The sequence below is a fragment of the Haematobacter sp. genome (assembly GCF_032102465.1).
In the GTDB taxonomy this organism is placed as follows: domain Bacteria; phylum Pseudomonadota; class Alphaproteobacteria; order Rhodobacterales; family Rhodobacteraceae; genus Haematobacter.
The window spans coordinates 95988-119233 of the sequence record NZ_DAMDHB010000001.1; the positions used below are offsets into that span (position 1 = coordinate 95988).

General features: G+C 65.1%; 24 protein-coding genes, 1 other RNA gene and 1 pseudogene. 8 read left to right on the forward strand and 18 right to left on the reverse strand.

The features are described 5' to 3' along the window. The first annotated feature begins 221 nt into the window (after nucleotides 1–221). Nucleotides 222–575: a transfer-messenger RNA gene (gene ssrA, locus RT513_RS00445) on the forward strand. A 54-nt stretch (nucleotides 576–629) separates the two neighbouring features. Here ssrA and RT513_RS00450 read toward each other — a convergent pair. From RT513_RS00450 to RT513_RS00480, 7 genes are all read right to left on the reverse strand, one after another. Then, on the reverse strand, nucleotides 630–1688 hold the full coding sequence (locus RT513_RS00450) for an integrase (RefSeq protein WP_290689400.1): 1059 nt from the start codon (nucleotides 1686–1688) through the stop codon (nucleotides 630–632). Nucleotides 1689–1916: 228 nt separating this feature from the next. Next, the gene (locus RT513_RS00455; RefSeq protein WP_290689402.1) at nucleotides 1917–3122 is read right to left on the reverse strand and encodes a phage portal protein; all 1206 of its coding nucleotides are present in this window, start codon (nucleotides 3120–3122) and stop codon (nucleotides 1917–1919) included. Further along, entirely contained in the window at nucleotides 3119–3646 is a 528-nt protein-coding gene (locus RT513_RS00460) for an HK97 family phage prohead protease (protein WP_290689404.1), read from the reverse strand. Before RT513_RS00460 ends, RT513_RS00455 begins: the two co-directional genes overlap by 4 nt. Next, the gene (locus RT513_RS00465) at nucleotides 3646–4875 is read right to left on the reverse strand and encodes a phage major capsid protein (RefSeq protein ID WP_290689406.1); all 1230 of its coding nucleotides are present in this window, start codon (nucleotides 4873–4875) and stop codon (nucleotides 3646–3648) included. The genes RT513_RS00460 and RT513_RS00465 overlap by 1 nt, the downstream gene beginning before the upstream one ends. A gap of 85 nt (nucleotides 4876–4960) precedes the next feature. Then, nucleotides 4961–5587, reverse strand: coding sequence for a hypothetical protein (locus RT513_RS00470; protein WP_290689408.1), 627 nt, complete (start codon nucleotides 5585–5587; stop codon nucleotides 4961–4963). A gap of 61 nt (nucleotides 5588–5648) precedes the next feature. Then, nucleotides 5649–5990, reverse strand: a complete 342-nt coding sequence (locus RT513_RS00475; RefSeq protein WP_290689410.1) for a hypothetical protein — start codon at nucleotides 5988–5990, stop codon at nucleotides 5649–5651. Further along, nucleotides 5987–6193 carry a hypothetical protein gene (locus RT513_RS00480; protein ID WP_290689412.1) on the reverse strand — a complete coding sequence of 69 codons (207 nt, stop codon included), beginning with the start codon at nucleotides 6191–6193 and terminating at the stop codon, nucleotides 5987–5989. Before RT513_RS00480 ends, RT513_RS00475 begins: the two co-directional genes overlap by 4 nt. 85 nt (nucleotides 6194–6278) lie before the next feature. Here RT513_RS00480 and RT513_RS00485 point away from each other — a divergent pair, with 85 nt between their 5' ends. Next, complete coding sequence (locus RT513_RS00485) at nucleotides 6279–6503, forward strand: helix-turn-helix domain-containing protein (protein WP_290689414.1); 225 nt, start codon at nucleotides 6279–6281, stop codon at nucleotides 6501–6503. 46 nt (nucleotides 6504–6549) lie between these two features. Here the strand turns inward: RT513_RS00485 and RT513_RS00490 are convergent, their stop codons facing one another. From RT513_RS00490 to alaS, 8 genes are all read right to left on the reverse strand, one after another. After that, nucleotides 6550–6816, reverse strand: coding sequence for a hypothetical protein (locus RT513_RS00490; protein ID WP_290689416.1), 267 nt, complete (start codon nucleotides 6814–6816; stop codon nucleotides 6550–6552). 89 nt (nucleotides 6817–6905) lie between these two features. Further along, the gene (locus tag RT513_RS00495) at nucleotides 6906–8573 is read right to left on the reverse strand and encodes a terminase TerL endonuclease subunit (RefSeq protein WP_313533435.1); all 1668 of its coding nucleotides are present in this window, start codon (nucleotides 8571–8573) and stop codon (nucleotides 6906–6908) included. Nucleotides 8574–8582: 9 nt separating this feature from the next. Beyond that, complete coding sequence (locus RT513_RS00500; RefSeq protein WP_290689420.1) at nucleotides 8583–8975, reverse strand: HNH endonuclease; 393 nt, start codon at nucleotides 8973–8975, stop codon at nucleotides 8583–8585. After that, nucleotides 8975–9145 carry a hypothetical protein gene (locus RT513_RS00505; protein ID WP_290689422.1) on the reverse strand — a complete coding sequence of 57 codons (171 nt, stop codon included), beginning with the start codon at nucleotides 9143–9145 and terminating at the stop codon, nucleotides 8975–8977. Before RT513_RS00505 ends, RT513_RS00500 begins: the two co-directional genes overlap by 1 nt. A 143-nt stretch (nucleotides 9146–9288) precedes the next feature. Continuing rightward, the gene (locus RT513_RS00510; protein WP_290689424.1) at nucleotides 9289–10476 is read right to left on the reverse strand and encodes an AAA family ATPase; all 1188 of its coding nucleotides are present in this window, start codon (nucleotides 10474–10476) and stop codon (nucleotides 9289–9291) included. Then, nucleotides 10473–10982, reverse strand: coding sequence for a hypothetical protein (locus RT513_RS00515; RefSeq protein WP_313533436.1), 510 nt, complete (start codon nucleotides 10980–10982; stop codon nucleotides 10473–10475). The genes RT513_RS00510 and RT513_RS00515 overlap by 4 nt, the downstream gene beginning before the upstream one ends. A 3-nt stretch (nucleotides 10983–10985) precedes the next feature. After that, nucleotides 10986–11273 (reverse strand): DUF1330 domain-containing protein, encoded by a 288-nt coding sequence (locus tag RT513_RS00520; protein ID WP_290689428.1) that lies wholly within the window; start codon nucleotides 11271–11273, stop codon nucleotides 10986–10988. A 3-nt stretch (nucleotides 11274–11276) separates the two neighbouring features. Then, nucleotides 11277–13934, reverse strand: coding sequence for an alanine--tRNA ligase (gene alaS, locus RT513_RS00525; RefSeq protein ID WP_290689430.1), 2658 nt, complete (start codon nucleotides 13932–13934; stop codon nucleotides 11277–11279). 170 nt (nucleotides 13935–14104) lie between these two features. On the opposite strand from alaS, the gene RT513_RS00530 reads away from it, so the two are divergent. After that, the gene (locus RT513_RS00530; RefSeq protein ID WP_290689432.1) at nucleotides 14105–14470 is read left to right on the forward strand and encodes a DUF488 domain-containing protein; all 366 of its coding nucleotides are present in this window, start codon (nucleotides 14105–14107) and stop codon (nucleotides 14468–14470) included. Between the two features lie 6 nt (nucleotides 14471–14476). Here the strand turns inward: RT513_RS00530 and rlmN are convergent, their stop codons facing one another. After that, complete coding sequence (gene rlmN / locus RT513_RS00535; protein WP_290689434.1) at nucleotides 14477–15715, reverse strand: 23S rRNA (adenine(2503)-C(2))-methyltransferase RlmN; 1239 nt, start codon at nucleotides 15713–15715, stop codon at nucleotides 14477–14479. Between the two features lie 100 nt (nucleotides 15716–15815). Continuing rightward, nucleotides 15816–16331 carry an invasion associated locus B family protein gene (locus RT513_RS00540; protein WP_088213807.1) on the reverse strand — a complete coding sequence of 172 codons (516 nt, stop codon included), beginning with the start codon at nucleotides 16329–16331 and terminating at the stop codon, nucleotides 15816–15818. Between the two features lie 162 nt (nucleotides 16332–16493). Here RT513_RS00540 and RT513_RS00545 point away from each other — a divergent pair, with 162 nt between their 5' ends. Next, a complete protein-coding gene (locus RT513_RS00545; protein WP_290689440.1) occupies nucleotides 16494–17492 on the forward strand; it encodes an asparaginase in 999 nt (332 codons plus the stop codon). A 56-nt stretch (nucleotides 17493–17548) separates the two neighbouring features. Here RT513_RS00545 and serB read toward each other — a convergent pair whose 3' ends face one another. Next, a complete protein-coding gene (gene serB / locus RT513_RS00550; RefSeq protein WP_290689442.1) occupies nucleotides 17549–18424 on the reverse strand; it encodes a phosphoserine phosphatase SerB in 876 nt (291 codons plus the stop codon). 213 nt (nucleotides 18425–18637) lie between these two features. Between serB and RT513_RS00555 the strand changes: the two genes are divergently transcribed. The 4 genes and pseudogenes from RT513_RS00555 (at nucleotide 18638) to eutC (ending at nucleotide 23158) form a co-directional block, all read left to right on the forward strand. Next, on the forward strand, nucleotides 18638–19423 hold the full coding sequence (locus RT513_RS00555; RefSeq protein ID WP_143413105.1) for an endonuclease/exonuclease/phosphatase family protein: 786 nt from the start codon (nucleotides 18638–18640) through the stop codon (nucleotides 19421–19423). A 9-nt stretch (nucleotides 19424–19432) separates the two neighbouring features. Further along, nucleotides 19433–20977 carry a phospholipase D-like domain-containing protein gene (locus RT513_RS00560; RefSeq protein ID WP_290689445.1) on the forward strand — a complete coding sequence of 515 codons (1545 nt, stop codon included), beginning with the start codon at nucleotides 19433–19435 and terminating at the stop codon, nucleotides 20975–20977. Between the two features lie 55 nt (nucleotides 20978–21032). Beyond that, nucleotides 21033–22421 (forward strand): annotated as a pseudogene (locus tag RT513_RS00565) (ethanolamine ammonia-lyase subunit EutB). Further along, the gene (gene eutC / locus RT513_RS00570) at nucleotides 22418–23158 is read left to right on the forward strand and encodes an ethanolamine ammonia-lyase subunit EutC (protein WP_290689447.1); all 741 of its coding nucleotides are present in this window, start codon (nucleotides 22418–22420) and stop codon (nucleotides 23156–23158) included. Before RT513_RS00565 ends, eutC begins: the two are co-directional and overlap by 4 nt. Nucleotides 23159–23246: the final 88 nt, after the last annotated feature.

The window sequence follows — 23246 nt, forward strand, 5'->3', positions numbered from 1 at the left end:
CTGAGACTGAGACTGAGACTGAGACTGAGACTGAGACTGAGACTGAGACTGAGACTGAGACCAGATAAGGCGATGCCGCAACAGGTTTTATCCTTGCCAGCGGCGAAACATCATTGCCGGTGTGCCTCCCGAAATCATGCGGGCCGCCGCGCAGGATCGGATGACCAGGCCAATGATATTTTATTCAGGTTCCAAGAGAAAACCCGCATCCCGTCGCCCCGCCCATTGATCGCAGCCACGGAGCGGTCTATATCCTTCCCTGTCCGGGGCTTGCTTCGGACTATGGCGATAAACGCGCACGGAATAAGCGGATCGGACCCGGGGGCGGTACCCGGCGGCTCCACCAAACACCCTTGTTGGGGGCGGAGGGGGCCGAAACAGGATCGACGAACGTGTAAAGGTGATTGCTTTCGCTCGGTGAGGTACCACCGTTACCGGTCCAAAAGTACAGTTGCCAACAACAACCGTGCTCCGGTCGCTCTGGCTGCGTAAGCAGTTCGAGTACCGAAACTAAGTCCTTGCAGGTAGCACTGTAAGGCGGGGTTCGCAGGCACCTGGCAACAGAAGCCTGCACTTTGATTTTTCCTCCGTAAGCACCTGATTTTCCTTTCTTTTTGCTTTACGATTTTTCAGCGTTTTACAGTTTCTTCTTGCTGACGTTCACGGATTTCCCTCAGCACCGCTTGCCCGCCTCTCTTTCTGTCTGCATGGCGACAGTAGCGCTCGACCATTTCGACCGACATTCCGACCATGTCGGAGATTTGCAGGGCGGTGTAATTAGCTTGCCGGAGACGTATCACGGCGTTGGCACGTAGCCCGTGCCACACGGCACCCTCAAGAATCGCGTGTTTCGTCCGCTCCCGGTCGTAGAGCTTCCAGAGGCCGTTGGTGGTGAACGGCCGGCCAGCATTCCTGCCAGTAGCCTGCAAGAGATAGGGGCCCGGCTGCTTGACCCAGTCCGCCATGACAGCTTCCAGCTCAGGGAAGATCGGGCACCAGGGACGAACGCCGCTCTTCTTCTGGGGTAAGCTGAACCCGCCCTCATCTATGTCGTTGGGGCTCAGACGGATAATATCGCTCTCCCGCTGACCCGTGTACCGCGCGAGATAGAACGCCCTGCGCAGCGGCCCCGTGAAGTGCTCCTCGGCACATTCGAGCTGCTCGGGCGTCCAGGGCTTGTGGCCCTCCCCTTGCTGGTAGCGCTGGACACCCAAGGTCGGATCGCGATCAATCATTTCGCGCGGCCCCATAGCCCATCGGCACATCGCTTTCAGGGCATCGAGAGTATTGTTCGCCGCACCGGGCCGCGTGGCGCCGATTTTCTCGATGAGCGCTTGCACGTGTTTCGGTCGTAGGCCTTCCGCCGGCAGATCGCCCCATGCATTGCGCGCCACCTTGAGGTAGCGTCGGTATTGATCCTGCGTCCCTTCGGAGAGCTTCCGGGGCAGCATCGGCCAAGCCAATATGTAACTGTCGATTATGGCCGCTATCGTGTTCGCCACGGGCGCACCGCTCAGGCCTTGCGCCTGGCGAACGGCCTGCCAGAACTCCGGCGTTTTGGGATCATCGGGGAGACGGATACGCTCGCCTGCATGCTGCGAGCCCCGCCCCTCCTGATAGTAAAAATACTCCCTCCCCCGCGACACGACGCAGTGGACGTGGCGAGGCAGTGAAACCTTACGGGACATTATCGAGCCCTGTCATGAAAGGATCGGCCTCAGCGGCCTTCTCGGGTGCAAGAGACGCTGAGACTTCCGCCCAGTTCCATCGAACAGCGCCTCCGCGCTTGATCGGCTTCGGCAGAAGTCCACGCCTCACCCAATCGTCAACCGTGCTTTCGCCAATGTCCAATTCCGCCGCCAAGGTGGTTCTCGATACGAATGACGGCGGGCGGGTGCCGCTGACAATGCGCTGTCTCACTGCTTGCCCTCACGCTGCCCGATGCGCTGCATGTTGAGCGGCGACAGGTATTCGTCGCCGCCGTCGATCTCGGGGAGGTTTTCAAGGCGGCGGATTTCGTTCGGGGAGAGCCAGCCCCCATCGCGGCCGATGCGGTAGGCCTCATACCGCGCCCCTAGATCGCCGCGCAGCAGCCCCGCCAAGTCGTGCTCCACGAAGAAGGTCTTCCGGCTCTCCTCGGTCAGCAGCGCCATGTTCATCGCCTGTTCGATCCGCTTCGCCATCGGTGCGAGGCAGCGCTGGACAAGCGCCCGGCTTTCCTCGCCGATGTTCGAATAGGTCGCATTGTCCGTAATCCCGGCGGCGGAGGGCGGAACGCCGAACACCCGGCAGATATCGAGATTGGACAGCTTCCGGCTTTCGAGGAACTCCGCATCCTTGGAGCTGAAGGCCATCGGCTTCCATTCAATCCCGCCGTCCAGCACGAGGATCCCGGAGGTGCTGGCATCGGAAATGATCTTTTCTCGCAGCCCGGCGAGGAGATCGGCCCGTTGCGCGCCAGTGATCATCTGGGGGAAGGCCAGAACGCCCTCGGGCCGAAACCCCTTCTCCGCTTGCGTCCCGGCCGTATCCGCCTGCGACATCGCGAGCCCGAAGGCGTCGCGGGCGAGCTGCAGCGGGGAGACGCCCATGATCCCATCGTGGCCGAAGCGCCAGCGCAGGTGCAGCATCTCGTCTTGCAGGAAGATCTTGCCCGGCGCGCCGCTCTCCCTGTAGCGCAAACGGCCGTTCGCAAGCCGTTCCACTGACATGGCGCGCGGATCGACGCGGCGCAGGGCGGCCACCTGGCCGCGCCCGTTGCGGGTGATCTCGGCATAGGCGTTGCCTTGGACCAACAGGTCCACGACGAGAGTATTGCGGAAGTCGAAGGCGGTCTGCACGCCGTTGGGCGCGTCGTGCAGCACCCCATAGAGCGGATGATCATTCGCCCGCTCCCGGCCGCCCCGGTCATTGGTGCGGTAAAGGAAGAGCGGCACGGAAGCCATCAGTTCGGCGGTCAGCGTGATGCAGCGCAGCGCGACGGGCAGGCCCGAGGCGCGGGTCGGATCGACCGCGCCGAAACGACCGCCCTGCCCGAGGAACTCCGCGAGGTAGGGATCGGAGGTGGCAACGGTCGTCTGGGCGCGACGTTCCCGGCCAAGGATGCGGGAGAGGATCGTCATTGGCCAGCCTCCAGAATGCGGATCAACCGCGCGGCATGGGCCAGCGCGGGACGCGATTGCGGCTTGGTGCGAGCTTGCACCGCGGTTCCGGGATAGGCTGGCCATGCGCAGACTACCGAAACCTCGAAGAGATCCACGGCGCGCAGTTCCCTCTGGCTCCCCGCGCGGTGTTCATCGGTCACCGTGAAGCCGAAGGACATGCCACCCAGATCGCCGCGTTCGGCCAGCGCCAGCACATCGCGCCCGGCCTGCGTGTCCGGCAGGTCGAGCGAGAAGGCCAGCCCGCGCCCGTCTTCGGACAAGCGCAAAGAGCCGGAACGGGTGCGACCGAGCACCTTGCCCGGATCGTGATCGACGAGTGCAAGGATGTCCCGCGTGCCCGCCAGAGACGCCTGGAAAGCCCCTGGCGCAATGGTTTCGGTGAAGGCATCGCCGATTTCGGCCGGCGTGCCGAAGGTGGCGGCGTAGCCTTCCAGCCGCCGCCCGCTGGCGCGAAGCTCCGCAGGGAAGGCCCGCCGCTCCATCAGCCGATCTCCGACCAGACGAAGCCTTCGGGGTGGCGCACCACCACATCGGCATCAAGGAAGGCATGTAGCAGCGCCCCGCCCTTTGAGGCCACGTCCGCGTGATAGGGGTTCACGAGGATATCCACCCCCGACCAGTAGCCGATGTAGAGGTTGGACCACGCGCCGTAGATCAGCGCCGATTTGTCGTCGCCCACTCCGAGATCGGTCGGAATCTGCGTCGAGATCGCCACAGGTGCGTCATGGAAGACGAGGCCCGCGCCGAGGGGCATTTCACCATCCTTGATCTTGCGTGCCTCCCCTACCACCTTCGGATGCGTCAGAAAGCCGTTCACCCCGTCGACATTCGCCATCTCCATCGCCCCGATCATGTCGGCGGTGATTTCGATGGAGATCGGGCCGCCGGTGATCGTCGGCACGGATGGGTTCGCCAGAATGCCGACCGGCTCATTGACACCCCCGCCCCGGATCGCCGCCGCGTCGAGCTTCTCGCGCAGGAGCAGCGAGAGGTCGTTCCGCAGGATCGGTTCCAGCGCCTGTGACGATTGCAGCAGCATCCGGCGGGACACCTCGTACTCCGCCGCGACGGTCTTCGGCCCCATCGAGACCTTGCCGAACTTGGCATCCGAACGGGTCGCGGGCGCGTGTTCCGCCACCCAGGAAGCGGTACCGCTCTCCGTCAGACGCGGCAGGTCCAGATTGCCGGTCAGGCCACGCAACACCGTGGCCCCGAGCCACTCCGTGACCAGCGCCGGCCGGCGGTGATCGGTGATCGTGCCGACCTGCCGGCCGACGAGGTTCCCCCCCGGCCCCGCGACCGGCGTAGTCGTGGTGAGTGCGCGATGCTCCATGAGCACCTCGATGGGGATCATCACCCCCCGGGCTTCCCGCCCGCGCGACAGCTCCTGGTGCCATTCGGCTTCCTGCCCGGTCAGCCGACCATTCATCGATTCCGAGATCGCCTTGGACAGCGAATAGCTGCGCAACTCGCGCGTCGCACCGGCGCCAGACACGTGCTCAGCCGTGGCCTCAAAACGCTCGAACTCCGCCAGCTTTTCCGCGTCGGTGATGCGCGAGGTCAGTCCGCGCACCTCCGTCTCCAACGCGTCGAAGCGGCGGCGCTCGCCTTCGTCCAGATCGCGATTGGCCGCTTGCGCGGCCTCCGTCAGGCCGCGCATTTCCGCGACCTTGCTCGCGCGGGTCTCGCGCAGCGTGTTAAGAGAGGACATTCTTGATTCCTTTCACGGGTTTGAGGGTGAAAGGCCGGGGTGGGCTCTGCGACCAAACTTTGACCACCCCGGCCGGCTGCGTTGATTAAGCGGGCTTCGGTGGCTCCTCGTGAACGAAGAGGAGATCTTTCAACATCTGGAGCCATTGCGAATTGAACGTTCGGCTCTCAACGATCCCGTGCATGGACATCGGCGAAAGGAAAGCCTGGACACGGAGCTTCGCAAGCTCGTCGTCGCTGCCCTCGGCGGCAACGAATTCGGCCGCACCCTTCTCCAGTTCGTTCCGGTCAATGTAGGTCAGCGTCTCTTTCCCGATTTTGACTTCGACCATGGCCGATCCGATAAAGGTCACCTCGAAGGGCGTTTTCGGGGACAGCGGGGCGGCCGGATCACAAAGAAGGGTGATGAGGTCGAGAAGCGTGTGGTCAGGGTTCGGAAGACGGGACTGGATCAGCCAATGTCCGGCATCGTGGGGCATCTGCATGGCCGCGAAGCGTTGGTATGTCTCTACCGCGCGGGCGGGACTGGCGGTGCCCATCCGCGAGATCAGCAGCTTTGCGAGATAGACATGATCGACTTCGAGGCCGCTGCGGCCGCGACCACCCTTTTCCAGAATGCCCGCGTCGCGCAACGCCCGCGCATGAACGGCGAGCGTTTTCTCGTCCAGGCGTCCGAGCAAGGCAACAAGGCTGACAAAGGGACCGGGTTTCATGCGATATGACTAACACTCTCATGGAAAGTTAGTCAATTCCATTTGAGCGTTAGACGCATGATCAGTGCGTGAACCGCTGAAGCAGCGCCTTGGCCGAACCCACGGCGTTGCAGTGACCCACGTAGCCCCACTGCCCCTGCGCATCCTCCATCACCCACGACAATTGTGCGGCTGCACCGGCAAGCGAGGTGGCGGGCGTGGTGGCGATCAGGGCATCCAGTTCGCTGCGCCGCGCCCATATCGCGTCGGCTTCCGGGGTATCTTCGCCAGCGTCGACCCACGCCTGTTCGGTCGCGCGCCACTCTTCGAGCCACGTCTGGTGCGGATCAGCGCCATGCGCCGACAGGGGAAGCGCGGCCAGCGGAGACGCGGCAACACCGCGCAGAACGTCGCGGCGGTTCACAGCGCGCCCTCCTCGGCCCTGGCGTCGATCAGCCGTGTGATCCGGGCGCGGGCGCGGCGGGTGTAGCTGCGGGCCTCGCGTTCGGTGTCGGTGTAGCCGAATTCCTTCTCCGTCGCGTCGAGCGCGAGGGTCAGCAGGTCGTGGATCTCGGCGAGGGTGGCAGAAGGCAAGCCGGGGACGGCTGCCGAAATGACGTTCGGCATTCTAGGCTCCGTTGTTAATCGGATTAGATGTGCTAGTGTCTGACACCATGTCAGACTTAAAATCTGACTTCAAGTAAGAAATGATATGACACCAGCACAGTGCCGCGCTGCCCGCGCCCTTCTCGGTATGGAACAATCGGAGCTATCAACGCTCTCCGGTGTCGCGCGGGCCACCGTAATAGACTTCGAGAAGGGTGATCGGTCGCCACGTACCTCAACGATCGAAGCAATCCGCGACGCCCTCGAAGCCGCAGGCATTGAGTTCATCCCCGAGAACGGTGGCGGGGCTGGACTGAGATTAAAACGTTAGAAAAAACAAATGCCGCCCTAAGGGGCGGCATTTGTGCTACACTTGATTAGTGACTGTAACTCTCGCGAAGCTTTTTAAGCTTCGTTCTTCCATGGGGTTTTGTTCCATCGCCGCTCACAATCTGGAACTCCAGGTCGTTGATGGACTTCTTGAGGCGCCCCTCGATCCAGTCTGACACACTACTCTCTTTTGAGGATTTTCTTTCGAACTCGTAGTCTTCGACCTGCGTTTTCCCCGCAGCTCGAATAACCAACACTATCTCCTCTAAATCAAGTATTTTTTCTTCAAGTTGTTTTACTGTTATTTTAGCCATTATAATCCTTAAATTTCATACTATTACGATAATGCGTACTTAACGCAGGCGTCTAATGCGATGTTATATTGACGCCTGTCAATAGATATTTACCGGATCGCCATCAGCTCCGCCAGACAGGCCGGAAGCGCCTCCGGCTCCACTCGGCCTGACACCGCCAACGCCATTGCGAGAGCCACCAACCCGTCGATCCGGCCCGTGCTCTTGTGCTTGGCCAGTTTCCTATTGCCCGCCGCGTCCCGCTCGATGACGGCGTTCGCGGCGCACATGGTCAGGATCGGGTTGCCGGCGTGGCGGAGCCGCCCTTCGGCTACCAGCCGTTCCATGAGGTCGATGGCCGAGGCCATGTCCTTGAAGCCCTGGCCGAACTCGGCCAGCGGCAACTCCGCCCCGAGGGCGTTGAGTTCCCGTTTCAGATCCTCGATGCGCCAGCGGTCATAGGCGAGGCCCTGGAGGCCGAACTCGGCCGCCGCCTCGGCAATGTCCTGGGCGACGAAGGACGGGTCCACAGTGGCCCCTGGAATGGCTGTGAGGATGCCTTGCCGCGCCCAGACGTCATAGGGCACCCGGTCGGCCTCGGATTTGTCCCGCAGGCCCGCCTCGGGCAGGTAGAAGCGACAGAGCACGTCGAAGCCGCCCGCCTCATCCGGGAACACCAGCACGAAGGCTGTGAGGTCACGGGAGGCGGAGAGGTCGAGCCCGCCGTAGCAGGTGCGCCCGGCGAGGTCCGCCCGCAGCGCGCCGCCGTTGGCATCCCATTCCGCCTTGGCGATGAAGCGGACATGCGCACTCACCCGCTGGTTCAGGATCAGGTTGCGGAAGCTATGCTCGGCCGAGGGCATGCGTTGCGCCTGCGCCGCCTGGCGCTTCACGTCCGACAGGCTGCGGAAGTCGCCAAGCGCCGGGTTCGCCTTCGCCCAGGTGTCGGGGTGCCACGGATCGTCCGCGTCGGCCGCGCCATAGAAGGTCAGGTGGAAGGCGGGATCGTCCAGCTCGCCGGCGTTCACCTTCTGGCCGTAGTCCACCAGCTCCGACATGATGGCGTGATCGTCGGCCGCCTGGGTGGAGATGACGCACATCAGCGGATTGTCCCGCGCGCCCATGGCGGTGTCGAGCGCCTCGTAGAGGTCGCGCTTCGGGGCCTGGCCGAGTTCGTCATAGACGATGAAGGAGGGCGAGAGGCCGTGCTTGCCCGCCACATCGGCGGAGAGTGCGGCGAAGATGGAGCCCTTGCCCTGGCCGGTCAGCACCTCGATCTCCTTGCGGAACTTGGTGACGTTCACGCGGGCGTCGAGTTCGGGATGCGCGTCGAGGATCGCGATGATCTCGTTGAACGTCTTGCCCGACTGGAAGCGGTCGTTGGCGGCGGCATAGACCTCGCCCCGGCTCTCCGACTCCGGGCCGAGGAGGTGGCAGAGAGCGAGACCGGCGACCAGTTGCGTCTTGCCGTTCTTCCGGGGCATCGACAGCACGGCGGTGCGCACCGGCCGGGTGCCGTCCTCATCCTCGGCATAGACGGCTTCGAGGAACCGGCGCTGGAAAGGGCGCACCTGGAGCTTGGAACCGGCAAGGGAGCCCTGCGTGATCGGCAGATCCTCCAGAAACGCCACGACGCGCCCGATGCGCGACATGCCGGGCACCTCCCACGGCAGTTGCCGGCGCATCGGCCGGCCTTCCTCCGGCGTGAAGAGGCTGCCCTGACCGGTGGAAACCACTTCGAGGTGCTTCGGCTTGGCCCCTTTTCCGCGCAATCCCATCGCTAACCCTCAGTTTTCATTTTTAAATCTGCGCGACACTTCGACGTCGGTGCGGGCTGCAAGGCTTTCCCGTCCTTGAGCGGCCCCCTCCCCGTGCCACGCGTCGAACGGATCGACCGGATTGCCGTCGGTATCGAAGCCTTTGAACCGGCGACGGAAGGCCGGGCCATGTTGCCGATCGAAGCTCGCGGTCTTCTCGTTGTGGCACCGGACGCACAGCGAGAGCAGCCCGGGCAGCTCGGGAAACGGCGCACCACCCTGCCGGATCGGGGTGAAGTGGTCGACAGCCTCGGCCGGAACCACCAAGCCACGCCGCTCGCAGATTTCGCAGAGAGGATGCAGGCTCAGCTTGGCCAGCCGCAGCTTGGTCCACTTCGACGTGTTGTAGGGCCAGTTCGCCATCAGCGCACCGCCCGCGCCAACCGGCGCATTTCACCAGCAATGGAGCTGCGCTCGACGAAGAACTGTTCCGGATCACGGTGCGAGACCATCAGACGTAACACCCGATCCGCCAGCGCCTCGATATGGGCGGAGACCAGAGTAGGCTTGTGCCGGCCGTCCGAGGGCGGCACGCTATATTCCCTTCCTTTAGGAAGGGAGGGAGTTTCGCACCCGAGATCGCGGGGAGATCGCGGGGAACCGCACGGGGAGATCGCGGGGAGATCGCAGCCGGTTTTTTGAGATCGCGGGGAGATCGCGGGGAGTTTCGCACCCATCATTCTGCCTCCTGGATAACGGTGGTCGGCTTCCTATCGCGCATGATTTGGACGTTGCGGATCGCCCCTTGGGAGAACAGGATTTCCATGGCATCGCGGAAAGCGCGCTTGGTGATGCCCTCAGCTTGGGGATGGCCCTCGAATACGGTTGGGGCATAGTTCGGGCCGCTCCGGCTGTTCACATCCCGGCCCTGCTGATGAAGCAAGCGCAGCAGCTCCATGAACTTGCGCGTGGTCTTGCTGCGTCTGGCGGCGCGGTCCAGTCCGGTTTCCTGCGCCTCGGCCACGAACACGCCGTCTCGCCACGTCAGGGCGATTTCCGCGCCTGTGGGGCCGTAGTTCGACTTCATGGTCTCCAGCACCCGCGCATCGGGGTTCAGCTCGTCGTCGCCCTGGAAGACGCGGTGCAGGTACAGGCGGGACCGGACGGAGTTATTCCATCCGGTGCTGCCAGACGTGCCGGAGCCGCTCTGAAGGCCGGACAGCGACGGATGCGCGAGTACCACCACCGCGCATTCATGCCGGATCGCCAGCCCGCGCAGGAGCCCGATGAACTGCCGTGCCTGGGACCGATCGTTCTCGTTGCCCGGGAACAGGTCGGCCAGCGTGTCCAGCACCACCAACACCGGCCGAAGGTCGGCGATGTAGGCCTCGATCTCCCGGAAGAGTTGGGTAGCGCGCTGGATGCCCGTGCGCGCGTCCAGCGCCGTCAGCAGCGCGTCCTCGCCCGCAAGGCTGCGCAGGGCGAGACGGTCCAGGGCAGCAAGGTCTGCGTCCTCCGCCTCGACCACATCGGACAGACGGCGGTGCAGTTCGTCCTCGTCGTCCTCGGCGGAAATGAACAGCGCCGGGCCATGCGTGATTTCCCGCCCCAGCCAAGGCTTCCCCATGACGCAGGCAGCGGCCAGTTGCAGGGCGATCAGCGACTTGCCGGTGCCGCCGTCACCCGACAGGAGCGTCACGGTGCCGGACGGGATCAGGGCGTCCACCAACCAATGACGCGGCGGAACATCCTTGCCGTCGAGATTGGATGCCACAAAGAACCGGCTCCGGCCGTCCTGCGGCGACGCCTGCTCGGAAACGCGCTGCTGTCGCCTCGCTTCGAACTCGGTGTTCGAAAAGACGGTTTCCGGGTTCGACATGATGTTGCGCACGTCTTTGATGCGGTCGTCGTCGTCGCGGCTCATGCGCGGCCCCCGACAGCAGCAGCTTCGCACACAAGCTCCCGCGCGCCCTCATCGAGCGCGCGGAGCGCCGCGAAGGCGAGCGAGGCCAGTTCCATTTCGGTGAGCCGCGCGGAGAAGATGACCGATGCCTGCCCCCAGACATCCGGGGCATCGGCAGTCAGCGCATAGCCGAGGATGCGGGCGGCGCGCTTGTGACGGTCCTGCGCGTAGCGGGCCATTGCGCTGCGATTCGGCTTCTTGTAGGCTTTCGGTCGAAGCTGATCTGCTTTGTTATTTGCCCCGGTTGCGCCCGCCAGCGCACCGGGGTTCTTCATTTCAGCGCGGCGATCCTGCGCTTTACAGTTGCCCGCGATGTTCTGAAAATGTTCATGGTTTTGCGGCAATGTGCGGCAAAACCCATCATATTGATTTTCTTTAAGAAAGTTCCGGTCCCGTGGAAGCCTGCACTTCCCCCCTTCTAAACGCAAAACGCCCCCCGAAGGAGGCGTCTGAAGTGTGTCTCGCAAAGATCAGGCGGTTTCTTCGACCACCACGAGATCGCGGATGGAGGCGCCTTTCGCGTGCGACAGGGCCTCCTGATAGTCGGGGCTGTTGTAGGCCTCCACCGCGGCTTCCACCGAGGGGAAGCGGGCCACGACATTCCGCGTCCGCTCATTGCCTTCGAGCTGAACATAGCGTCCGCCGCGGGCGAGGAACACGCCGCCGAACTTCGCCAGCGCGGGACCGGCGAGCTTGGCGTATTTGCCATAGGCCTCCGCGTCCGTCACTTCGACATGGGCTATCCAGAGAGCGCTCATTCCTTACCCCGCAATAACAGCTTCCGCAGCGCGGATCGCCTCTTCCGCCTTGGACGCATCCGCGCCCCCGGCCTGTGCCATGTCCGGTCGGCCGCCGCCGCCCTTGCCACCAAGCGCCTGCGCCGCCGCCTTCACCAGATCGACCGCCGACAGGCGCGCCGTCAGATCGGCTGTCACGCCAGCGGCCACGGCCGCCTTGCCGCCCGTATCGGCCACCAGCAGCACCGCACCAGAACCGACACGGGCCTTCATCTCGTCGATCAGCGCGGGCAGATCCTTGCCGGAAACACCGGAAACGACCTGCGCCAGAAACTTGACGCCACCGATGTCCTTGGCATCCGCGCCGCCCTGTGCGCCGCCGCCCATCGCCAGTTCGCGGCGCAACTGCGCCACTTCGTTCTGAAGCGCGCGACGCTCATCGACCAGCGCCTTCACGCGATCGACGACCTCACCCGGCCCGGCCTTCAGAACGGAGGCGACCTCGCCCAGACGGCCGACCTGCTCTTCGAGGTAGGCCAGGGCGGCCTCCCCCGTCAGCGCTTCGATCCGCCGCACACCGGCCGAGGAGGCGCTGTCCGACAGCAGGACGAACAGGCCGATCTCGCCCAGCCGCCCCACATGTGTTCCGCCGCAAAGCTCCAGCGAGTAGGTCTTGCCGTCTGCCCCTTTGCCGGAACCGTCGAGCAGACCCATGGAGACGACGCGCACCTCATCGCCGTATTTCTCGCCGAAAAGCGCCTGCGCGCCGAGGCCGCGCGCCTCATCCGGCGTCATCACGCGGGTCTCCACCGCGCCGTTCTGGCGGATGTGGTGGTTCACCTCATGCTCGACCTGTTTCAGCTCCTCCGCCGTCAGGCCCTTGCCATGGGAGAAGTCGAAGCGCAGCCGGTCATCGGCGTTGAGCGAGCCGCGCTGCGCGACGTGATCTCCCAGCGTCCGGCGCAGCGCCTCGTTCAGCAGGTGCGTGGCCGAATGGTTGGCCCGGATCGCCTGCCGCCGGTTGTGATCGACGCTCAGTTCCGCACCCTGCCCGGCCACGATTTCGCCCAGCGTGACTTCCGCGATATGGATATAGACGCCCTGCGATTTCTTCGTATCCGTGACGCGGGCGGCGCCGGTATCGGTCTTGAGCAGACCGGCATCGCCGACCTGACCACCGGATTCCGCATAGAACGGCGTCTGGTTCACCACGATCTGCACGCTTTCGCCGACGCCGGCCTTTCCGACCTCGGCCCCGTCCCGGACCAGGGAGAGTATCTCGCCCTCCGCCTTCTCGGTATCGTAGCCGAGGAATTCGGTGGAGCCGTTCTTCTCCGCCAGATCGAACCAGATCGCGGCGTCCTTCGTCTCTCCCGACCCGGCCCAGGAGGCGCGGGCCTTGGCCTTCTGCTCCGCCATGGCGGCATCGAAGCCCGAGACATCGACCGTCCGTCCCTGCTCGCGCAGTGCATCCTGCGTCAGATCCAGCGGGAAGCCGTAGGTATCGTAAAGCTTGAAGGCCGCGGCGCCCGGCAGCGGCTGGCCCTCACCGATCCTGGACAACTCGTCGTCGAGCAGCCGAAGGCCGCGGTCGAGGGTCTGGCGGAAGCGGGTTTCCTCCAGCCGCAGCGTCTCCTCGATCATCGCCTGCGCGCGCGGCAGTTCGGGATAGGCTGCACCCATCTCGCGCACCAGCGCGGGCACGAGGCGGTACATCAGCGGCTCCGCCACGCCCAGCTGATGCGCATGCCGCATCGCCCGCCGCATGATGCGGCGCAGCACGTAGCCCCGCCCTTCGTTCGAGGGCATGACCCCGTCGGCGATCAGGAAGGAGGTGGAGCGCAGATGGTCCGCGATGACCCGGTGGTGGATCTTGCCCGGCCCGTCGGGATCGGTGGAGGACGCATGCGCCGACGCCTCGATCAGATGGCGCATCAGGTCGGTGTCGTAGTTGTCGTGCTTGCCCTGAAGCAGCGCGCCGATCCGCTCCAGCCCCATGCCGGTGTCGATGGACTGCGACTCCAGATCGCGCATCGTGCCGTCGGCGAACTGCTCGTACTGCATGAAGACGTTGTTCCAGATCTCGATGAACCGGTCGCCGTCCTCATCCGGGCTGCCGGGCGGGCCGCCGGGGATATGCTCGCCGTGATCGAAGAAGATCTCCGTGCAGGGGCCGCAGGGGCCGGTCGGCCCCATGCGCCAGAAGTTGTCATCGGTCGGGATGCGGATGATCCGCTCGTCCGGCAGTCCCGCGACCTTCTTCCAGATCGCCGCCGCCTCGTCGTCCGTGTGATAGACCGTGACCAGCAGACGCTTGCCGTCGATGCCGAAATCCTTCGTCAGCAGTTCCCACGCGAAGGGGATCGCCTGCTCCTTGAAGTAATCCCCGAAGGAGAAGTTGCCCAGCATCTCGAAGAATGTGTGGTGCCGCGCGGTATAGCCCACGTTGTCGAGGTCGTTGTGCTTGCCGCCCGCGCGGACGCATTTCTGCGCGGTGGTGGCGCGGGTGTAATCGCGATGCTCCACACCGGTGAACACGTTCTTGAACTGCACCATGCCGGAGTTCGTGAACATCAGCGTCGGGTCGTTCCGCGGAACGAGCGGAGAGCTTTCCACGACCGCATGTCCGTTGCGGCGGAAGAAGTCGAGATAGGTCGATCGGATATCGTTCAGGCTGGCCATCGGGTGCCTCGTCACGGGGGAAGACCGGGGCCTCCCGCCCCGTCCATTGCGCACACGACTATCCCTCCCGGCAGCGTCTGTCCATCGCTCCCGGCAAGAAAGCCGCGCGTCCAGCCTTGGAGATGGGAGATTGTGCGGCATGTGACAAGGTGGAAGGAGCGGGAGCCGCCATGCCATCCCTCGCCAGCCATCTCCGCCTGAAACGGGTCTATGATCCGCCCGATCCCGCCGACGGGAAGCGCATCCTGGTGGACCGGCTCTGGCCACGCGGCATGACGCGGGAGCGGGCGGCGCTCGACGACTGGCGCAAAGACCTCGCGCCGAGTGACGGGCTTCGCCGGTGGTTCGCCCATGATCCGGCGAAATGGCCGGAATTCCGGGCGCGCTATCTGGAGGAGTTGAAGGCACAGGACACGGCCTTGAACCAGCTTCGCACGGAGGCGGAGGCGGAGGGGGAGGTCGTCACCCTTCTCTACGGCGCGCGGGATACGGAGCACAACGAAGCGGTCGTGCTCCGCGATCTGCTGCTTGGATAGCCCGGCTCAGCGCGCGGTTTCGGCCGCGATCTCCGCCCGGCTTTTCCGGGCCCGCTCGGTCGCGGATTTGAGCTGGCCGCAGGCGGCCATGATGTCCTCGCCCCGCGGCGTGCGGATGGGAGAGGCATAGCCCGCACGATAGACGATCTCGGCAAAGCTCTCGATCCGCTCCCAGTCGGACCGCTGGTAAGGGGCCCCCGGCCATTCGTTGAAGGGGATCAGGTTGATCTTGGCCGGTATGCCACGGATCAGCTTAACCAGCCGGCGCGCGTCGTCGTCGCTGTCGTTCACGCCTTTCAGCATGACGTATTCAAAGGTGATCCGCTCGGAATTGGACAGCTTAGGATAGGTCCGAAGCGCCTCCAGCAACTCCTTCAGCGGCCATTTCTTGTTGATCGGCACCAGTTTGTCGCGCACCTCATCCGTGGTGGCGTGGAAGGAAATGGCGAGTTGACAGCCGATCTCCTCCGCCGTGCGGGCGATCATGGGCACGACGCCGGAGGTCGAAAGCGTGATCCGGCGGCGGGAGAGCGAAATGCCCTCGGGGTCCATGGCGATCTTCATGGCGTCACGCACGGCATCGAAATTGTAGAGCGGCTCGCCCATGCCCATCAGCACGATGTTGGAGAGCAGCCGCGTCTCATCCTTCGGGGCACGTCCGGGCGCAGGCCATTCCCCCAGATCGTCCCGTGCAAGCAGAACCTGCCCCACGATCTCCCCCGGGGTCAGGTTGCGAACGAGTTTCTGCGTACCGGTGTGGCAGAAGGTGCAGGTCAGCGTACAGCCCACCTGCGAGGAGACGCAAAGCGTGCCGCGCCCCTCCTCCGGGATGTAAACCGTCTCCACCTCATGCCCGCCCGCGATGCGGACAAGGTATTTCCGCGTGCCATCCGCCGAGATCTGCCGGGAGACAAGCTCCGGGACATCGACGGTGAAGTTCTCTGCCAGAAGCGCCCGGTAATCCTTGGCGAGATTGGTCATCGCCGCGAAATCGCGCACGCCCTTTTGGTAGATCCACTGCCAGACCTGACCGACGCGCATCTTTGCCTGCCCCTCCGGGGTGCCGGCGGCGATCAGGGCATCGCGAAGCTGCTCGCGTGTCAGGCCGACAAGGTTCGTCCGCCCCGTCTCCGGCAGCTTGCGCGGAATGGTCAGCACGTCCTGCGTGATGGGAGCGGAAGCGCCGGTTTGCGGCGCCGGATCGGGAGCAGCGGGCGTGACAACGGGTCTGTCGGGGGCGTTCATTTCGACTATCCGGCTTCTGGGCAGGCCATCCATATAGCCCATCTTGCGGGAAAGCGAAACTACCCCGCGCATTGTTACCGGATTTTGACGGCAATCAGCCTCAGCGGCAGAGCTTCGCCGCCTCGTCAACCGCCGCCGTCACGCCTTTCAGCGAGAATACGTCACGTGTATCCGTTCCCCGCTGCGAATGCCCCGTGATCACCGCTTCGGCCCCGCCCCTGAGCGCGGCGACGAGACGCTGGTCATCAGCGGGAGTGCCGGGCCAGGCCCAGTCGCCATCCGTGAACATCTCGAACTTGGAGCCGCCCACATCCACCGAAACCGTGGAATTCGCGGCGAAGGGATAGCCGCCCGCGAAGGAGACCTCCGGCTGACCGCCGCGATAGGTGATATAGAGCCGGATATCCCCCCGCGAGACCTCTGCCCGCTTGCCATCGCGCGAGGCGGTGGAGGATTTCGGGCTCGTCACCGCCCAGCATTCCTTCGGGCTTTGCGATGCGAAATAGCTCCAGTCGTCCTTCTGCCCGGAGGCAGTCGTCTGTTGCGCCGATGCGGCCGTGGCCAGTCCCATGACTGCGGTCATGCCGGCGATGGCGCACAGGATGCGTGGTGTCATTGGCTCACAGCCTCCGTCTCTCTGCCTCTGTCCCCCGCCTGCCACCGCTTTTCGCGGTCTTTTGGTGTGGCGGACGCTGTTTCAAGTGCTTAGTTCTTAGCGCAAAGCCGTCGCCGGACGAAACCCCCGTCGGACAAAGTTCGCATTTCTGTGAGAGGCAACATGACAGACGCGATTCCCATGGCGGAACTTTGGCGGGGCGGAAGGCTGGAAAGCCGGCATGTCGGCCATGCGGTGATCGTCCATGCGGAGGATGGCGTCATCGCAAGCTGGGGAGAGCCGGAGACGCTCATCTATCCCCGCTCCTCCTGCAAGATGATTCAGGCGCTGCCGCTTCTCGAAAGCGGAGCCGCAGAGGCCGCCGGATTGACGGAGGCGCAGTTGGCGCTTGCCTGCGCAAGCCACAGCGGCGCGCGGCTCCATACCGACATGGTGGAGACGTGGCTCGCCGCGCTCGGACTGCGGGAGGAGGACCTGCGCTGCGGATGCCACATGCCGGGGGATGAGACGGCCCGGAACGGCCTGATCCGCGCGGAGAGGCAGCCCTGCCAGATCCACAACAACTGCTCGGGCAAGCATTCGGGGTTCCTGACCCTCAACAGGCATCTTGGCGGCGGGCCGGAGTATGTTGAGCCGGATCACCCCGTTCAGCAGGCGGTGAAGGAGGCGTTCGAGGCGACGACGGGCCTTTCCTCTCCCGGCTACGGGATCGACGGCTGCTCCGCGCCGAACTTCGCCACCACCGTCACCGGCCTTGCCCGCGCGATGGCCTTCTTCGCGGGTGCCAACCCGGAAGGGTCGCTGCGGGAACGGGCGGCGGCGCGTCTGCACCGGGCCATGGCCGCGCACCCGGAACTGGTCGCCGGAGAGGGCCGCGCCTGCACGGAACTGATGCGTGCGATGGGCGGACGCGTCGCGATCAAGACCGGGGCGGAGGCCGTCTTCGTCGCGATTCTGCCGGAGCAGCGGCTTGGCGTGGCGCTGAAGGTCGTGGATGGCGGCACGCGCGGCTCGGAAGCGGCGATCACCGCCCTCCTTGTGCATCTGGGGGTGCTGGACGGCGAACATCCCGCCGCGCGGAAGCGGCTGAATGCCATCCAGAGCAACTGGCGCGGACTTGAGACGGGTATCGTCACCGCCGCGCCCGGATTTCCCGCCTGATCCTCGGGCTCGGCCGGGAGCGCCCGGCCGGCGAGGCGCAACCGGTCCCCCGCCTGTCAGGCAGCGAACTCCTCGCGCGCATAGCCCTGAATGTAGAGCAGCGCGGTGAGATCGCCGAAATTCACCCGCACGTCGCATTGAGCGGCCACGGCGGGCTTCGCATGGAGTGCGACGCCGGTGCCCGCCCGCTCCAGCATTCCAAGGTCGTTCGCCCCGTCGCCGACGGCGATGACATCCGTCTCCGCGATGCCGAGACGGGCGGAAATCTCCTCCAGCGCCGCGACCTTGGCGGCACGGCCGAGGATCGGCTCCGCCACCTCTCCCGTCAGCGCACCCTCCGCCGACAGCAGGGTATTCGCCCGGTTTTCGTCAAACCCGAGATGCGCCGCCACCGGCTTGGTGAAGGAGGTGAACCCGCCCGAGACGAGCACGGCATGGCCGCCATTCGCGTGCATCGTGGCGATCAGCTCCCGACCGCCGGGGGTATAGGTGATCCGCTCCGCCAGCACCTTGCCGATGACGGAGACGGGAAGCCCCTTCAGAAGACCGACCCGCTCCCGCAGCGCGCCCTCGAAATCCAGCTCTCCGTTCATGGCGCGGCGGGTGATCTCGGCCACGCGAGGACCGACACCGGCCTCATCGGCCAGCTCGTCGATGCACTCCTGCTGGATCATCGTGGAGTCCATGTCGGCCAGCAGCATGCGCTTGCGCCGCCCCGCCGCTGGCTGCACAACGAGATCGACCCCCTGTGCCTGCAACAGCTCCCACCGCGTCCAGAGATCGGCGGGCCTGCCCGCAAGATCGAATTCCGCCGCGATGGCCGGGGCGAGCCAGCGCGTGTCTCCTCCGCCCCAATCCCGGGTGAGAGCATCCACGATTCCGGCGGTCAATCCGCCCCGTTCGGGAGAGACAAGTAGAGTGGCGACATGCATCCGGGGCACCTTCGCTGATGGCGTTGTCGCCGCTTAACCGATCCGCCCCGGCTTCGCCAGCCGCGAGCCGCGCAGATGCCGCTTGCCAGAGGCCCGCTCCCGCACCACATCTTGCGGATGGATCACGACACCCCTCCCCCTCCGGCCCAGCCGAAGCCCCAGTTGAAGCCCGAGCTGAACCCCGGTTTGAAGCCCGCTGAGCCGAAGCCCGCTATGTCAAAGCCACCTGTGCCGAAGCCCCATGCGCCGGAGACCGCATCCTCTGCGGTGAAGCCCGATCCGCTGCTGTTCGCCTCCTACAACGTCCACAAGGGCGTGGGGCTGGACATGAAGCGGGATCCCTCCCGCACCGCGCGGGTGATCGCAGAGATCGCGCCGGATGCCATCGCGCTGCAGGAGGCGGACCGCCGCTTCGGCGCGCGGACGGGGGTGCTCGATCTGGGGGAAATCCGCGAGCGCACGGGGCTGGAGCCCATTCCGCTTACCGACCGGCTGGGGCGCGCGGCGCATGGCTGGCACGGCAATCTCGTCCTCATGCGGAACGCGGAGTTGGAGGATGTCCGTCCCGTGCACCTGCCGGGGCTGGAGCCGCGGGGGGCGGTCATGGTGGATGCCCGGCTGAATGGCCAGCCGCTCCGGCTGATCGCCGCGCATCTGGGGCTGCTGCGCTCCTCCCGTCTGCTCCAGACCCAGCTTCTGAGCCGGTTGCAGGATGAAGCGGAGGGTCGGCCCACGGTCCTCATGGGGGATCTGAACGAATGGCGGCGGGCGCCTTTCGGCGCGTTGGCACCGCTGCGCAATCTGGGCGGCGACGGGCGGAGCGTGCCGACCTACCCCGCGCGACGGCCCTTCCTTCCGCTTGACCGGATCTACACCTGCCAGAACGCGGAACTCATTGATCTGCATGCGCATCAGACACCGCTGTCCCGTATCGCTTCGGACCACCTGCCGCTTACCGCGCGGATCAGGCTGGGCGTCGATGCGCCGCCAAGCCTCTGACGCCGCTCCATGCATTGGCTTATCTGGCTTTCCCTGATTGTCGCTGTCGCTGTCGGGGCGTCGCTTTTCGCGCTCTGGTCTTTCGGGCGTTTCGCCCGGAGGGCGAGCGGGCCCGATAGTCACGCACTGCCGCGGACCGTCCGCCCAAGTCCCTTCGACACGGTTCTCGACCCGCTGGAGACGGCGCATCCCGGGATGAGCGGCGGCGCCCTGCTGTTCTGCGGGCAGGATGCCTTTGCCGCGCGGTTCGAGAGCATCCGCCGCGCCACCCGCTCGATCGACCTGCAATACTATATCTGGAAGGATGACATCACCGGCAACCTGCTGGCGGGAGAACTGCTGACCGCCGCTGACAGGGGGGTCCGCATCCGTATCCTGCTGGACGATGTGAACGTCCTCGGGATCGACCCGAAATGGCTGAACCTCAATGGACATCCCCGGGTGGAGATGCGGATCTTCAACCCGATCGTCAACCGGCAGAGCGCGCTCCGCCGGGGGATCGAGATGGCGCTGGCGCTCGTCCGCTACAACCGGCGGATGCACACCAAGTCGTGGACGGTGGACGGTCGGATTTCGATCATCGGCGGGCGGAACATCGGCGACAGCTATTTCGACGCCGCGCGCAGGCGCAGGCGGAATTCGCTGGATGCCGACATGCTGCTCGCCGGCCCCGTGGTCGCCGAGGTGGAGACGATGTTCGATGCCTACTGGAACAGCGATCTCGCCCTGCCGCTTTCTGCGCTGTGGTCCGAGCGGATCAACGACCTCGTGAGCTTCCGCCGCCGCATCGGCGCACTTCGCCGTCACCGGCGGGGGCGCGAGTACCTCTCCCACGCGCTCAAGGGCGATGATGCTCTGCCCGGGCTGGACAGGCTCGTCTGGTCCGATACCTTCCGCATCGTCACCGATCCGCCCGAAAAGGCACGGGGCGAAAAGCGGGAGGAGTGGCTGCCTACCCATCTCGGCCGGCTTATCAATCAGGCGGAACAACGGTTCGAGATGATTACGCCCTATCTCGTTCCCGGAAAGCCGGGGATGGCGCAACTCGGCGAATTGCGGGAGCGCGGGGTGGAGGTGAGACTGCTGACCAATGCGCTGGCCACGACCGACCACTCTATCGTCCACGGCGCCTATCGCCGCTACCGGGTGCCATTGCTGACGGACGGGGTGGAACTCCATGAGTATGCCCCGACGGACGAAGGCGCGCGGCGGGGCCGCATGCTGCACGCCAAGACCTTCGTGATCGACCGGCGGACAGCATTCATCGGCTCCTTCAACTACGACCTCCGCTCTGCCTTTCTCAATACGGAGGTCGGCGTCGTATTCGAGGCCCCCGAACTGGTCGGGGCGCTCTGCGATTGGCAGGACGCGGCGATGGCCCCGCAGAATGCCTTTCACCTGTCGCTCCATGGCCGCTGGATCCGATGGGATCAGTCGCTGGAGGGTCAGGACGCCTCGCAACTGCCCGAAATCTGGTATGAACCCAAGGCGTCGCCTGCGCGACGGGCATTGTCGTGGATTGTCGGTCATTTGCCGATCCATTCCTATCTCTAGGGCTGGAAAGGCGGTGGCTTACAGGCGATCATCACCGCGCTGACGGAGGAATGCCATGCCTGTCTATCGCTCAACCCTTGGTGGGGAGCGTTTCGCCTTCGACGGGCTCGCCGCCCTGCTCGCCGCTGCGACGCCTGCCCGGTCCGGCGATGCGCTTGCGGGGATCGCGGCCGGGACGGAGGCCCAGCGGGTCGCCGCGCGCTATGCTTTGGCCGATCTGCCGCTTGCAACGTTCCTGAACTAAGCGTTGGTGCCCTATGAGAGGGATGAGGTCACCCGCCTTATCATCGACAGCCACGACGCTGCCGCCTTTGCCCCGTTTGCCGCAATGACGGTCGGTGATCTGCGGGATTGGCTGCTGTCGGAAGCCGCCACGCCGCGAACGCTTGAGGCCGCGCGTCCCGCGCTCACGCCGGAAATGGTCGCTGCCGTCTCCAAACTCATGCGCAACCAGGATCTGATCGCCGTCGCGCGGAAGGTGGAGGTGGTGACGGCCTTTCGCAACACCATCGGACTGGCGGGACGGATCTCCACGCGGCTGCAGCCCAACCACCCGGCCGACGATCTGCGGGGCATTGCTGCGGCGGTATTGGACGGGCTGCTGCAAGGGGCGGGCGATGCGGTCATCGGCATAAATCCCGCCTCCGACAACCTGCGCAACTGCACCGAGATCCTTCACGCGCTGGACCGGTTGCGGCAGGACTTCGCCATCCCCACGCAAAGCTGCGTTCTCACCCATGTGACGAACACCCTGCGCATCATGGAGGCAGGCGGGCCGGTCGATCTCGTCTTTCAGTCGATCGCGGGGACGGAGGACGCGAACCGCGGCTTCGGCGTCGATCTGGCGGTGCTGGCGGAGGCCGATGCCGCCGCACGGGGGCTGAACCGCGGCACCGTCGGGCAGAACGTGATGTATTTCGAGACGGGCCAGGGCGCACCGCTGTCGGCGGGCGCCCATCACGGGGTCGATCAGCAGACGCTGGAGGCACGTGCCTATGGCGTGGCGCGGGCCTTCTCCCCGCTCCTGGTGAATACGGTCGTGGGCTTCATCGGCCCGGAATATCTTTACGATGGCAAACAGATCATGCGCGCAGGGCTGGAGGATCATTTCTGCGGCAAGATCCTCGGCCTGCCGATGGGGGTGGATGTCTGCTACACCAACCATGTCGAGGCGGATCAGGACGACATGGATACGCTGATGACGCTGCTGGGTGCCGCGAGTGTGACCTTCGTGATCTGCGTGCCCGGCTCGGATGACGTGATGCTCAGCTACCAGAGCCTTGCGTTTGAGGATGCCGCCTGGCTCCGCCGTGTCTTCGACCGCAGCCCGGCACCGGAATTCGCGGCCTGGCTGGAGAGGATGGGCCTCGCCGGGTGGGGAGCGGGGCCACGCGCGCTGCCGGATGTGGACGGACTTGCCCGCCGGATGGGACTTCCCGCATGACCGCTCCGACAGATCCGACGCTTGCCCGCCTCCGCCGCCTCACCCCCGCACGGCTGCGGCTGGATCCCCGGGGCGGGGCAGCGCCGCTGTCTGCCGTGCTGGACTTTCAGGCGAGCCATGCCCGCGCCCGCGATGCGATCCGCGCACCCGTGGAATGGGAAGCCATCGCCGCAGCGCTTGCTCCCCGCGCAACCCTTTCCGTGCAAAGCCGCGCCGGGGATCGGGAGACCTACCTCCGGCGCCCCGATCTTGGCCGCCGCGTGCGGGCGGCTGATCTTGAGCGAATGCAGGACGCGGGCAGCGACGTGGCCATTGTCATTGCCGACGGGCTGTCGGCGCTCGCCGTCAACCGCCATGCCGCAGCCATCGCGGCAGGCGTCATGGACGCCCTGCCCCGTGTAAGCTTTGCGCCCGTTGTGCTGGCGAGCGAGGCCCGGGTGGCCATCGGCGACGATATCGGCGCGGGCCTGCGGGCACGGCTGTCGCTCGTCCTCATCGGAGAGCGGCCGGGGCTGTCCGTTGCGGAAAGCCTTGGCGCCTATATCACCTACGACCCCCGTCCCGGACGTCAGGACAGTGAGCGCAACTGCGTCTCCAACATCCACGATCTGGGCGGGTTGAGCCACGAAAGGGCGGCGGAGTTGATCTCGTGGCTTGTGGGGGAGGCCCTGTCGCGACGACTGACGGGCATCGCGCTCAAGGATGAAAGCGGTGGGAGCCTTCTGGGCGAAAGCTAGAAACAGTTTTTTCCTCGCGAAAATTTCTATCTATGCGTGTATTGATTGGATATAACTCAATTTTGAGTTACTATCGATGCATCACGCT